The organism is Pseudomonas sp. efr-133-TYG-5, from assembly GCF_030209175.1.
In the GTDB taxonomy this organism is placed as follows: domain Bacteria; phylum Pseudomonadota; class Gammaproteobacteria; order Pseudomonadales; family Pseudomonadaceae; genus Aquipseudomonas.
The window spans coordinates 100,878-114,070 of record NZ_JARVSM010000001.1 but is presented as its reverse complement, the minus strand read 5'-3'; the positions used below and the strand labels follow the sequence as shown (position 1 = coordinate 114,070).

At 55.0% G+C, this 13,193-nt stretch carries 11 protein-coding genes and 3 pseudogenes; 8 read left to right on the top strand and 6 right to left on the bottom strand.

The features are described 5' to 3' along the window. Positions 1-132 precede the first annotated feature (132 nt). The 5 genes and pseudogenes from xylA to QRN70_RS00460 all read left to right on the top strand — a co-directional run. Positions 133-1,449 (top strand): xylose isomerase, encoded by a 1,317-nt coding sequence (gene xylA / locus QRN70_RS00480; RefSeq protein ID WP_285415228.1) that lies wholly within the window; start codon positions 133-135, stop codon positions 1,447-1,449. A gap of 149 nt (positions 1,450-1,598) precedes the next feature. Next, a complete protein-coding gene (gene xylF, locus QRN70_RS00475; RefSeq protein WP_285415226.1) occupies positions 1,599-2,600 on the top strand; it encodes a D-xylose ABC transporter substrate-binding protein in 1,002 nt (333 codons plus the stop codon). Between the two features lie 164 nt (positions 2,601-2,764). Beyond that, positions 2,765-4,321 (top strand): D-xylose ABC transporter ATP-binding protein, encoded by a 1,557-nt coding sequence (gene xylG / locus QRN70_RS00470; RefSeq protein WP_285417967.1) that lies wholly within the window; start codon positions 2,765-2,767, stop codon positions 4,319-4,321. Further along, a complete protein-coding gene (locus QRN70_RS00465) occupies positions 4,322-5,458 on the top strand; it encodes a sugar ABC transporter permease (RefSeq protein ID WP_285415225.1) in 1,137 nt (378 codons plus the stop codon). A 104-nt stretch (positions 5,459-5,562) separates the two neighbouring features. Further along, positions 5,563-5,849, top strand: a pseudogene (locus QRN70_RS00460) (P-loop NTPase family protein); the annotation flags it as partial. 264 nt (positions 5,850-6,113) lie between these two features. Here QRN70_RS00460 and QRN70_RS00455 read toward each other — a convergent pair. From QRN70_RS00455 to QRN70_RS27740, 5 genes and pseudogenes are all read right to left on the bottom strand, one after another. Next, entirely contained in the window at positions 6,114-6,416 is a 303-nt protein-coding gene (locus QRN70_RS00455) for a putative quinol monooxygenase (protein WP_285415223.1), read from the bottom strand. A gap of 219 nt (positions 6,417-6,635) precedes the next feature. Continuing rightward, positions 6,636-7,736 carry a low temperature requirement protein A gene (locus tag QRN70_RS00450; protein ID WP_285415221.1) on the bottom strand — a complete coding sequence of 367 codons (1,101 nt, stop codon included), beginning with the start codon at positions 7,734-7,736 and terminating at the stop codon, positions 6,636-6,638. Between the two features lie 107 nt (positions 7,737-7,843). After that, on the bottom strand, positions 7,844-8,374 hold the full coding sequence (locus QRN70_RS00445) for a DsbA family protein (protein WP_285415219.1): 531 nt from the start codon (positions 8,372-8,374) through the stop codon (positions 7,844-7,846). A 16-nt stretch (positions 8,375-8,390) separates the two neighbouring features. Further along, positions 8,391-8,927: a redoxin domain-containing protein gene (locus QRN70_RS00440; RefSeq protein WP_285415217.1), complete on the bottom strand. Its 537-nt coding sequence runs from the start codon at positions 8,925-8,927 to the stop codon at positions 8,391-8,393. A gap of 78 nt (positions 8,928-9,005) precedes the next feature. After that, positions 9,006-9,228 (bottom strand): annotated as a pseudogene (locus tag QRN70_RS27740) (hypothetical protein); the annotation flags it as partial. Between QRN70_RS27740 and tnpC the strand changes: the two are divergent. The 3 genes and pseudogenes from tnpC (at position 9,215) to QRN70_RS00425 (ending at position 11,655) form a co-directional block, all read left to right on the top strand. Then, a pseudogene (tnpC, locus tag QRN70_RS00435) lies at positions 9,215-10,333 on the top strand (IS66 family transposase). The pseudogenes QRN70_RS27740 and tnpC sit on opposite strands and share 14 nt — an antisense overlap. Before the next feature lie 22 nt (positions 10,334-10,355). Continuing rightward, positions 10,356-10,862 carry a P-loop nucleotide/nucleoside kinase family protein gene (locus QRN70_RS00430; RefSeq protein WP_285415215.1) on the top strand — a complete coding sequence of 169 codons (507 nt, stop codon included), beginning with the start codon at positions 10,356-10,358 and terminating at the stop codon, positions 10,860-10,862. A gap of 442 nt (positions 10,863-11,304) precedes the next feature. After that, the gene (locus QRN70_RS00425; RefSeq protein WP_285415213.1) at positions 11,305-11,655 is read left to right on the top strand and encodes a hypothetical protein; all 351 of its coding nucleotides are present in this window, start codon (positions 11,305-11,307) and stop codon (positions 11,653-11,655) included. Between the two features lie 575 nt (positions 11,656-12,230). Here QRN70_RS00425 and QRN70_RS00420 read toward each other — a convergent pair. Further along, positions 12,231-13,091, bottom strand: a complete 861-nt coding sequence (locus QRN70_RS00420; RefSeq protein WP_285415211.1) for an SDR family NAD(P)-dependent oxidoreductase — start codon at positions 13,089-13,091, stop codon at positions 12,231-12,233. Between the last annotated feature and the right edge of the window lie 102 nt (positions 13,092-13,193).

Sequence of the window (13,193 nt, the reverse complement as noted above, 5' to 3'; positions counted from 1 at the left end):
GCACAGACTAGGCGTACATACGACGAATCTCAATACGCAAAATCGCACCCCGCGTTGGTGATTTTCATAATCAGCAGGCATAGGGCCGTTGCTAGTATCGAACCACCGCCAAGAACAACAAGGACATTGCCAATGCCGTACTTTCCCGATGTCGACAAGATTCGCTACGAGGGCCCTGCCAGCGACTCTCCCCTCGCCTTCCGTCATTACGACGCCGACAAAATCATCCTCGGCAAACCCATGCGCGAACACCTGCGCATGGCCGCCTGCTATTGGCACACCTTCGTCTGGCCGGGTTCCGATGTGTTCGGCGCCGGAACATTCAAGCGTCCGTGGCAACACGCCGGCGACCCGATGGAGTTGGCCATTGGCAAGGCCGATGCCGCGTTCGAGTTCTTCTCCAAACTGGGCATCGACTATTACTGCTTTCACGACACGGATGTCGCCCCGGAAGGCAACTCGCTGAAGGAGTATCGCAACCACTTCGCGCAGATGATTGATCACCTGGAACGACACCAGGAACAAAGCGGGATCAAGCTGCTGTGGGGCACCGCCAACTGCTTCAGCAATCCGCGCTTTGCCGCCGGCGCAGCAAGCAACCCGGACCCCGAAGTGTTCGCCTTCGCCGCTGCGCAGGTGTTCAGCGCGATGAACGCGACCCAACGCCTGAAGGGCTCCAACTACGTGCTGTGGGGTGGTCGCGAAGGCTACGAAACCCTGCTCAATACCGACTTGAAACGTGAACGCGAACAACTGGGCCGTTTCATGCGCATGGTGGTCGAACACAAGCACAAGATCGGTTTCCAAGGCGACCTGCTGATCGAACCCAAACCGCAGGAGCCGACCAAACACCAATACGATTACGACAGCGCCACCGTGTTCGGTTTTCTCCAACAGTTCGGTTTGGAAAAGGAAATCAAGGTCAACATCGAGGCCAACCACGCGACCCTGGCCGGTCATAGCTTTCACCACGAGATTGCAACAGCCGTCTCGCTGGGTATTTTCGGCAGTATCGATGCCAACCGCGGTGATCCGCAGAACGGCTGGGACACCGATCAATTCCCCAACAGCGTCGAAGAAATGACCCTGGCCACCTATGAAATCCTCAAGGCCGGCGGCTTCAAGAATGGCGGGTACAACTTCGACTCCAAGGTTCGCCGCCAGAGCCTCGATGAGATCGATCTGTTTCATGGTCACGTCGGTGCCATGGATGTCCTCGCCCAGTCCCTGGAACGCGCAGCTGCCATGGTGCAGAACGATCAGCTGCAGCAGCTCAAAGATCAACGCTACGCCGGCTGGCAGCAGCCGTTCGGGCAGGCGGTGCTGAAGGGTGAATTCAACCTCCAGTCATTGGCCGAACATGCCTTCGCCAACGATCTGAATCCGCAAGCCGTCAGCGGCCGTCAGGAAATGCTCGAAAACGTCGTCAATCGCTTCATCTATCGCTGATCGCCAACGGAGTCTGCGGGCGCCACAACGCTGTGACATTCGCACGACAAATCTGTCTGCGCTGCGTCTACCGATTCTCTACAGTTCTACCAGCCCGAGACTCATCGTCAGGCAGTGTCTTTCCAACAAAAATAAAAGGACGCACCACAATGAACAATGTAAAACGCGCGCTATTGGCCAGCGCCCTGGCGCTGCTGTCGCTACCGGTAATGGCCGATGCTGCCCACCCGAAAATCGGCTTCTCCATTGATGATCTGCGCCTGGAACGCTGGTCGCGTGACCGCGATTACTTCGTGGCGGCGGCGGAGAAAATGGACGCCAAGGTTTTCGTTCAGTCTGCAGATGCCAACGAGCAAAAGCAGATCTCGCAAATCGAAAACCTCATTTCCCGTGGCGTCGATGTCATCGTCATCGTGCCGTTCAACGCCACGGTGCTGACCAATGCGGTGGCCGAAGCGAAGAAAGCCGGGATCAAGGTCGTGTCCTATGACCGCCTGATCCTCAATGCCGATATCGACGCCTACATTTCCTTCGATAATGAAAAGGTCGGCGAGATGCAGGCCAGCGGCGTGCTGAATGCAGCGCCCAAGGGTAATTACTTTCTGCTCGGTGGTGCGCCCACTGACAACAACGCCAAAGTCCTGCGTGAAGGTCAGATGAAAGTGCTGCAACCGGCCATCGACAAGGGCGATATCAAGATCGTCGGCCAACAATGGGTCAAGGAATGGAACCCTACCGAAGCGCTGAGCATTGTTGAAAACGCCCTGACCCGCAACGACAACAAAATCGATGGCATCGTCGCCTCCAACGACGCCACGGCAGGCGGCGCCATCCAGGCACTGGCCGCTCAGCAACTGGCTGGCAAGGTGCCGATTTCCGGGCAGGACGCAGACCTCGCAGCGGTCAAGCGGGTGATCGCCGGCACGCAAACCATGACCGTGTACAAACCACTGAAACTCATCGCCTCCGAAGCCGCCAAGCTCTCGGTACAACTGGCGCGGAACGAGAAGCCCGCCTACAGCTCGCAGTACGACAATGGCAGCAAAAAAGTCGACACCATCCTGCTCACCCCGACGCCGTTGACCAAGGACAACATCGACCTGCTGGAACAGGATGGCTTCTACACCAAGGCGCAGATCGCTGGACAGTAACCCAGGCATTGATCCCTGGTTATGCGAAACCCTTGTGGGAGCGAGCCTGCTCGCGAAGACGGTGTTTGGCCTGTATCGCGCTTGAATGTACTGGCGCCTTCGCGAGCAGGCTCGCTCCCACAAAGATGAGTGCCACATGAGTCTTTGGTATGCGAGCCCTCTCCATGTCCGACTATCTGCTGCAAATGAACGGTATCGTCAAAACCTTCGGCGGTGTCAAAGCACTCAATGGCATCGACCTCAAGGTCAGGCCGGGTGAGTGCCTCGGGCTGTGCGGCGAGAATGGCGCCGGCAAGTCCACGCTGATGAAGATCCTTTCCGCCGTCTATCCGCATGGCACCTGGGACGGTGAAATCCTCTGGGACGGTCAACCGCTCAAGGCGCAATCGATCCGCGAAACGGAAGCCGCCGGCATCGTCATCATTCACCAGGAGCTGACGCTGGTTCCCGACCTGTCGGTGGCCGAGAACATTTTCATGGGCCATGAGCTGACGCTGCCCGGTGGACGGATGAATTACCCGGCGATGATCCACCGCGCCGAAGCCCTGATGCGTGAACTGAAAGTGCCGGACATGAACGTGTCGCTGCCGGTTTCGCAGTACGGCGGCGGCTATCAGCAACTGGTGGAAATCGCCAAGGCCCTGAACAAACGCGCGCGCCTGCTGATCCTCGACGAACCTTCATCGGCCCTGACCCGTTCGGAAATCGAGGTGTTGCTGGACATCATCCGCGAGCTCAAAACCAAGGGTGTCGCCTGCGTCTACATCTCCCACAAGCTCGATGAAGTGGCCGCGGTGTGCGACACCATTTCGGTGATCCGCGACGGCAAACACATCGCCACGACCGCCATGGCGGACATGGATATTCCACAGATCATCAGTCAGATGGTCGGGCGGGAAATGAGCAACCTCTACCCCACCACGCCACACGCCATTGGCGAGGTGATTTTCGAGGCTCGCCACATCACCTGCTACGACGTCGACAACCCCAGGCGCAAACGGGTCGACGATATTTCGTTCAGCCTCAAGCGCGGGGAAATCCTCGGCATCGCCGGACTGGTCGGTGCAGGCCGCACCGAACTGGTGACAGCCCTGTTCGGCGCCTACCCCGGCCGCCACGAAGGCGAAGTCTGGCTGCAAGGCCAGCTCATCGACACACGCACGCCGCTCAAATCCATCCGCGCCGGCCTGTGCCTGGTACCCGAGGACCGCAAGCGCCAGGGCATCATTCCAGACCTGGGCGTCGGTCAGAACATCACCCTGACCGTGCTGGACCGTTACGCGAAACTGACCCGCATCGATGCCGAAGCCGAACTGGGCAGCATCGATCGGGAAATTTCGCGCCTGCACCTCAAGACCGCGAGTCCGTTCCTGCCGATCACCAGTCTGTCCGGTGGCAATCAACAAAAAGCCGTGCTGGCGAAGATGCTGCTGGCCAAACCGCGGGTGCTGATTCTCGATGAGCCCACCCGAGGCGTGGATGTCGGTGCCAAGTACGAGATCTACAAGCTGATGGGAGCACTGGCAGCCGAAGGCGTGTCGATCATCATGGTTTCCTCGGAACTGGCGGAAGTACTCGGCGTTTCCGACCGCGTCCTGGTGATCGGTGAAGGCCAGTTGCGTGGCGACTTCATCAACCAAGGACTCACCCAGGAACAGCTGCTCGCCGCCGCACTCAGCCAGCCTGATGGCCATAACAATAATGATCGGAAATCCGCGTAAATGAATCAGGTCAAACAACTCTTCACCCGCTACAAAATGCTCGCGCTGGTGTTTGCCGTGGCGTTTATCTGGCTGTTCTTCAGTTGGCAGACCGAGGGCGGGTTCCTGACACCGCGCAACCTCTCCAATCTGCTGCGCCAGATGTCCATTACCGGGATTCTCGCCTGCGGCATGGTACTGGTGATCATCAGCGGCGAGATCGATCTGTCGGTCGGCTCGTTGCTGGGCTTGCTCGGTGGGGTGGCAGCCATTCTCGACGTTGTCTACCACATACCGCTGCTGGCGAACCTGAGCCTTGTCGTGGTGTGCGGGCTGCTGATCGGCCTCGCCAACGGCTACATGGCGGCCTATCTGCGCATTCCGTCGTTCATCGTCGGATTGGGGGGCATGCTGGCTTTCCGGGGCATTTTGCTGGGGATTACCGGCGGCACGACCATCGCCCCGGTATCGCCTGAACTCGTCTACATTGGCCAGGGTTATCTGCCTCACACGATCGGCACGGGCCTGGGCCTGCTGTTGTTCGCCCTGACGGTATGTCTGACCTGGAAGCAACGGCGCAATCGCGCCCTTCACGGCCTGGCGGCACACTCACTGGTGCGTGACGTCGTCCGTGTGCTGTTGATCGGCGCGGTGCTGGCCGGCTTCGTCCAGACGCTCAACAGCTACGATGGTATTCCCGTGCCGGTCCTGCTTCTGCTGGTGCTGCTGGGCGGGTTCAGCTACGTGACCAGCCAGACCGTGTTCGGCCGGCGCGTTTATTCCGTGGGCAGCAACATGGAAGCGACGCGCCTGTCGGGTATCAATGTGCAAGCCGTGAAGCTGTGGATTTTCGGGATCATGGGCGTGATGTGCGCCCTCGCCGGCGTGGTCAACACCGCCCGCCTGGCCGCGGGTTCGCCCTCGGCCGGCAGCATGGGCGAACTCGACGCCATTGCCGCCTGCTTTATCGGCGGCACCTCCATGCGCGGCGGCGTCGGCACCGTCTACGGCGCCCTCCTCGGCGCGCTGGTCATCACCAGCCTGGACAACGGCATGTCGATGCTCGACGTCGACAGTTACTGGCAGATGATCGTCAAGGGCAGCATTCTGGTGTTGGCCGTGTGGGTGGATGTGAGCACTCGGACTGGTAGGCGCTGATGCACTGTGGAAGAAGTGCTCCGCGGCAGGTTGCTTCTGGTCAAACGTTAATTGCCCAGTCGATCCCGCACAATCGCCGGCTTTTTCTGGGACAGGACGTGCGCATGCAACGTACTGCAACTCTGGGCAATGCCGGTAGCGGTAGAACTACTCTCGCCCGCGCCTTGGGCGAGCGGCTCGAACTTCATGGCGTGCATCTGCATACCATCTTTTGGGAGCCCGATTGGGTCGAGCCCGATGCAGGGCAAATTCGCTTACGCGTCAGCGAAGCGATCACTGCCGAGGCCTGGATTTCTGACGGCAATATGCCCGGGGCACACTCGACCCTGCCCATGCCGACCTGATCATTTTGCTTGATACGCCGCGAATACCTTGTTTTACCCGGGTAATAACGTCTGCTTCTGGCGAACAACGGTCAGCCGTGAACGGTAGCTCTCGGCCAATAGATGATTCTCGAGAAGCAGTCAACCGCTGCCAACTTGATGTTCACATTCTGCGCTGCGACTGATCAATACCTGGGTAGCGTGGATCAGGATGCCATAGCCCGCCTTGCCCCCAAACCCATAACGCATCGGTGAGCGGGCAAACTCAGCCGCGTTCCTGACGCTGCAAAGGGGCTGCAGGAACGTTGGTCGGAGTGCCTGGTTGGGCTTGCTTAGCCGGGTAGTTTGGCCGCAAGGACTTCAACCTTCTCAATTGATGGCGGCTCGGCAAACAGCTCGGCAGACTTTGCCATAAGCGCCGCTGCGACCTTTCCCGAAAGATGAGCCTGCCGCCCTGCTTCATCCGGGAACGCGTCAAATATGCCAAAGGTGGAAGGCCCCAAGCGAATTCCGAACCAAGCCGTCGTGGCTGGTTCTTCCTCCACTAATGGAAGGCCACTCAAGAGAAAGCTCTCTACCTCTTTTTCTTTCCCGGGTTTTGCTTCCAGACGAACGAACAACGCTACCTTGACCATGACGTGGCTCCTGTTGTTACGGTGCGGCTGGCGCTATCAGGTCATGATAGCCACAAGGGGCATCCGATTCTTAACTATGGTCGACGATATCAGGATTACCAACCCAAGGAGACCACCGGCAGGTGGCGCACGAACATTGAGAATGACGTAGTGGGCAGCGCGTAAGCCGCAGGTCAGCCGCTTGATCACTTTTCCCAACCTGAAGCCTGAAATAAAGACTTAACGATATCTGAAATTCAGGAAAACATAACAGATCATGGTCGCTGTCAGGCCGGCCAAGATGTACTCGACGCGGGGTAGGAATATAACCAACCCACTCAACGACAATACGATCAAAGTGTTTTGTATTATGTATTTTCTTATTATTGGCACGGCTACAAAATAACCATATTGTTTACCCAGAAAAAATAAGGTCATGCCGATAATTGACATAACCTGAAAATCAAGCATCACAATATCATTCAAAATCGCATGCTTGATCAAATTGGCGAGGAGTGCCAATCCCATAAATAGAAAAAGGTGCGAATAGATCAATGAGTGCCCACTCATGCTACTTTCATTTTTGCTCAACAGGTAAAAGCTGTCAAAATAGATCCACCAGATACTGCAAATCATGACAAATCCGGTGATTGCCGTCATCACATTATAACGATCCCATATATTGTCGGATAATCCCGCAGAAAGGCTTATTACTGACTCGCCCAATAAGATGAGGGTGAGCAAGCCTAGTCGTTCAATCAAGTGTTCTGTATGTGCTGGCAACGGCTTTAGTTTACCCCAAACAAATACAGGAAATAGAACATCGAGAAAAATCCCAAAGTAAGCGACAAAGTAACGGATAGGCGGGTCAAAAAAAATGGATGAAAGACTAATAACCGCGCTAGCCAATAGGGCGAAGCCGAGTCTGGAAGAAAACTCGCCACGGTGATTGAGCTTACTTCTGGACGAAATATACATAATACTGATGATGATACGTATACCAGAATAGCAAGCAATCACCAGCGGATAGTTTGCTTCTATCGCTCCCCCAATAAGTGCGGATAGTACTATTAGCAGCAACATCATAAATAATGTTGCCAAACGGTGAGGACTACTGTCTGAGTCAAACCTGTTGGAGTAAATCGTGTGACTAGACCAGACCCACCATAACGGGACAAAAAGCAGCAAAAATGTCCATAACTGCTCCGGCTCAAAGTGCTCTTCGTGAACATGCCCGAGAATATGCGTTACCTTGCCAATTGCAACAACAAAAATCAGGTCAAAAAACAACTCCAACCATGTGGCGCGTCGATTTTTTTCATAATACTTTAAAGACTTCATTCGCTGCGGGCTCCGTATGCACCTCTTAAATATAGAAGGAAACCACCGCTGGTTCGTCTTCGGCTTCGGCGTGGGTGTTGCCTGACCAATGTCGCTGTCTGGCGATTTCACCCTCGCATTAAAGAAAGCTCAATCATCTGAGTCATTTCGGTGAACTCTGGAACCCCGTCATAGCGAAGCCCGTCTATGTAAAACGCTGGGGTGCCATTCACGCCGCTGCGTACGCCGCCATTAAAATCGGATTTTATTTTGGGTACGTAAGTACCGTCTTGCATGGCAAGATACAGCTCTTCGTCGGAGAGGCCGTGTTTTAAAGCAATGGCCCGAAACAGCGGCAGGCCCAATCGATCCTGATTTTCATACAGTTCGTCGTGAGCCTCCCAGAAGAATCCTCGACTCCCGGCAAACTCAGCGGTGACAGCTGCAGCCATCGCATGCGGGTGAGCAGTAGTCAGTGGAAAATTACGGAACACGAGCAGTAAATCATCGCGAAAATGCTGTTGCAGATCCTTGACCATCCAATACGCTTCACCGCAATAGGGACATTGATAGTCACCAAATTCCACCAGTGTGACCTTGGCATGCGCACTTCCTTGGCGATGGTCGCCGGCATTTACCGGGACTTTGAGAGTGGCCATGGGATCACCTGTCTATTTAGGTTGGCGTGCTTTGTGATGAATTCGCTAGCGCATCCAGCGCATCCAGAATGCCGTCCGCTCCGGGATTTATTGCCATCGGGGAGACGTAGCTCCAGGCTATTACCCCCTCCTTGTCAATCACGAACAGTGCCCGCTTACAAACCCCCAGGTGGGAGTCGTACGCTCCATACTGTCGCGCCACAGCCCCTTTGGGCTCGAAATCGGCAAGCAGGTTGAAGTGGAAATTCCGATCTTTGGCAAAGGCCTGATGACACCATGCGCTGTCAACCGAAATACCCAGTAGAGTCGCACCATATTCTCTGAATGTGGGTAACAACTGGTTGTACAAGGTCAGTTGGTCGCCACAAACCGCACTCCAGTCAGCAGGATAAAACGACAGTATCACCGGATTTCCCTTTAGCTCGATTAGCGACAACTGCTGGTCGGGAGTCGCGTAAAGCGAGAAGTCGGGCGCGACAGTGCCGGCTGGCAGCGGCCCCTGAACCAGGCCGTCATTCGTTTCTTTTGCGTGATCCAATCCTGAAGTGTTCATTGCCTGAGCCCTGATAGATGGGGATTGAGGTGTACTCAGGGAGATACGACTTGCCAGGATGGCTGACTCCATCCTCCGTCAAGGGAATATAAATGGCGACGATGCCTCGATCTCAGCCTGAGTCTGAGAGTTTTCGGAAGCGAGACGTTCAGTTTCCGCATCAAGAAGCACGAAGAAGCCTGCCGAGACTTCTCGGTATTGGATTGAGGGCCAGGAGGGTAACGCAACGGCAGGATTCGCTCTGGCTCACCAGTGACTATAGTCGTTGTGGGCGCTTGCCGTAGTCGCTGAACGAATTTTTCTTCCAGTGCCAGCATCACCTTGCGCGCTTATCTTGCCGCCATTCGCACCCCAATCTCGACCACCTTACCCCTGAACAACTGCGCGCTCTGGCAGAGCAGTTGATGCAGCGTGTGAAAAGTCTCGATCAGACAGTCGAAACAATGGGCAAGAAGATCCATCGCGATCACACGGTGATCGAGAAGCTGACTCATGAGATTGCACAGCTCGAGCGTTTGAAGTTTGCAAGCGCAGCGAACAGATGATTCCTGATCAGGCTAGCTTGCTCGTTGACTTGATTAATACCGATATCGCGGCGATTGAAGCAAAGCTTCAGGCCTTGCGAACAGTGCCAGCGGCGACCGAGAAAAAGCAAAAGCCCAAGCGCACAGCGTTGCCGGCATAGTTTCCACGCAGCCAATTCTGCGAAACAGCGGCTGTCGTTTACAACGTCAGCCCCAGCAGGGCTGGTGAGCACGCTCGCAACTTCCTGCAGGACTGGAAAGGCTAGCTGGTGTGTGATGATTTTGGCGGTTACAAGGCCAGCTTTGAACTCGGCGTCACCGAGACCGGCTGCATGGCCCATGCGCGCCGCAAGTTCTTCAAACTGCACGCCAACAACGAGAGCCTGCTCGCCGAGCAGGCCCTGCGTTTTATCCAGTTGCTGTAGGAAATCGAGAGCGAAGTCCGCGACCTTGAACCGGGTTTACGGGGCCGAGCGGCAAGTAAGAGCCGTACCGGTGATGGATATGCTGTATGCCTGGATGGTGGCCCAGCGTGATCTTGTACCCGAACGATCGGCTATCAGCAGAGCGCTGGAATACAGCCTGAAACGCTATTCAGCACTGTCGCGCTACCTAAATGACGGGGCCGTACCCATAGACAACAATCGGGCGGAGAACCAGATCCAGCCGAGGCCCTTGGACGCAAGAGCTGGCCCTTCGCAGGGTCACTACGCAGCGGAAAACGGGCAGCGGCGATCATGAGTTTTGATCCAGTCTGCGCGGTTGAATGGGCATGATCCGTATGCTTATTTGAAGGATGTTCTCGCGCGGCTGCCAACGCAGCGCGCGAACGAAATCGACCAGTTGCTGCCGCATACCTGGCAGCCACCTAAACTGGGTTAACTCACTAACCTAAGGACATAGAATGCTCATTGTCTTCAGCGGCCTTCCAGGTACCGGAAAAACGACTATCGCAAGTGACCTTGCCACCAGAACAAGTGCCGTGTATCTGCGGATCGATACGATTGAGCAGGCTATTCGAGATTCCGGTGCTCTTGCACAAGACGTAGGTCGGAGCGGTTACATGGTCGCCAATGAGCTTGCTTTGAGCAATCTTCGTTTTGGCAGTACGGTCATAGTTGACTGTGTTAACCCAGTAATCGAAAGCCGAAAGGCGTGGAGCGATATCGCCGCACGCTCTGGTGCTCCATTAGTGAACATCCGAGTGATCTGCTCTGATAAACATGAACACCAGCGCCGGGTAGAAACCAGAAAAATTGATATTCCTGGGCTGACTCCACCAACTTGGCAATCTGTGCTGGATCACGAATATGAGGCGTGGGAAAGCACTCCGTTTAATATAGACACAGCCCTGACGTCTCCGGCGCATGCGGTGGCGATGATCATCGAACGATTTTTATCCGAGGAGTAGCGCCAGCTAAAAGCCCTAGGTCGTTAAGTCGTAAATCGCCTCAATTCGAGAGCGCTCAGTTCCTCAAGGATATTCAGCAGTTCGCCTTCAGGACGCTGTATTCGCGCGACATCGCTTCCGGCCATCTTTTTGATTCCAATAATTGATTCCTCGCTTTTTACACGGTGTCACTCACAACCGTTTTCGGTCAATTTTCGTTCGCCACGATAGATGACACTCGGATGATGCCTATGTATAAGCGACAGTAGCCTGCCCTTGGTGATGGCTAGCTATCGAAAAAACGTGAAAGCTATTCTGGATAGGTTGGCGCGAGTCAAGGGTGGCGATTATCACACGAAGTTCGGGTATGGTCGGGCAGCCGGCTGGAAGGCCGCGAAGTGGACATTCAATAATGAGTCCACTGATCAATGATCAATGATCAGGTCATAGAGGTTCTGGCGGTATGGTTGAAATGAAACTAAAAATATTCACCATCGGACTTTTGTGTAGCGTCAGTCTATTTTCCAGCGCCGTAGAGGTTCCGATCAAAGAGGGAATGCCATTTGCGCAAGCCCGAAATGCGTTGATCAAAAATGGCTGGAAGCCGAATCCGACTTACTCAGGTGAGTTCGGGGTCGAAAGCGTCATCCAAAGAAAAGGCTTCAATGAAATCGAGTCCTGCTCGGAGGGCGTTCGCTACTGCAGCTTCAACTACGTCAAGAACGGAGATTGCCTGGGTGTCGGAACTGTCGGCGAAGAAGTCAGGGACATGACAATCTACTCCTGGAACTTCAAATGTCCTGAAAAGGATTGAAGCCAGCAATCAAAGAGGACAGAAATCTGTTCCTTTTTGTTTGGCGGTGACTTCTACCGAAGCTCAGAAATACCTGAATCAACCCGGATTTCTGGATTTTTCGAAAATCCGCTTTTGCTCCCAGTCACGATGTCCGCCTTCGAGGGCACCCTCGCCTGTATCAAAACCGAACTGGGCGGTCGCTGCTGTGAGCTGGAATTAATAGTGTGCGTCGCAGCCAGATTGGCTTGGAGCGAGGTGGGGATCACTCCTGAGGTAGCTTTGCTCGCTGCTCGAGCGGGCGCGTCGATCAAGGTTGTTTTTCCCACTAAGGCTTAAGCGAGCGTAATTTCCTCTCCACATGTCTACTCGGGTCGAAAACTGCCTCGCGTGACTGAATGCTGTTTGCCTTGGTACCCCGCTCAGCCATATCGTCGACAAACCCGCGCAGGTGAACAATATCTTCGTTTCAACTCAGCCACTTAGGCTTTGATCCATCTGCAAAGATCTTCAAGCGCTTCTTTGAATTGAACAGGGAAAGGCTGACAGAACGATTCTCGGCTTCCCATCCAGTAGCAATACCGAGACGACGCGTTTCAATGCAGCAATCGTGCAGGCGTCACCGTGCCGGACTCTCTCCCTATCTTGCCGAGTAATTCTAGTCGGGCCGCCGCGAAGGCATTCCAAGCCGACCTATGGGCAAACGTCGGCAGCGAGATGGCTTCTCCATAATCAAAATCCTCAAGCGCGGCGTCCACGATGGCCACTGCACTCTGGAAATGAATCGGCTGCAAACCCGCATACAAGACGGTTTGAACACGTACGGATAGGTTATTGAAGCGCTGTTGCAGCGTATCGGACAGAGAGAGAAGAAAAGCGCTACTCGCTGACTGGATGGCCGAGCCTGAACTTGCCTCGAAGACGGGCACCAGGTTGATCACTATGCCGGTGTTTCGTTTTACAAAACCATTTACCAAGGCATCAGAAAAGCACATGAGAGCTGTCACCCCCAACGCGATTGCCGCGCCTGTCTCATGTGCCTCGGTGACGGAGTGATGATTGATTAACATCGTGATACTGGCGTCCTGGCTTAACACGCCTTCGATGCGGGCTATCTCGGTGGGCACTGCCAAATCCGCATTCAACACTTCGATCGATCGACCGCTGGAGTCGGTGAGCGATGCCGCGAGTATCATTAATCGCGGCCGATTTGCCGCAATCAGAATCAGGTCGTAACCGCGCTGTGCCAGTCGGTGGGCGAAGGCTGTGCCTATTGTGGTATCTGCGCCGGTTATGACGGCCGTGCCTTTATGAGACATGCGATTTGCTCCAAAGGCGAGTGCACGATAGACGGCCAGATTAGAGTGCGCCCTGACGTCAGTAAAGGCCGAATAACCGTCGTTTTCGGCCTTTGCGCCTAGCAGCAATGCGTCTGGCGAATTGGGTTCGTGGTGCATTCCAATGAATGCTCTGACTGCGGATTGACGCTCTCGTGCGTCAGTATCGGCCTTACTGAATTTAGCCGGTAAAAAGCCAATTCCCGCGAAATCGCGGTTGTG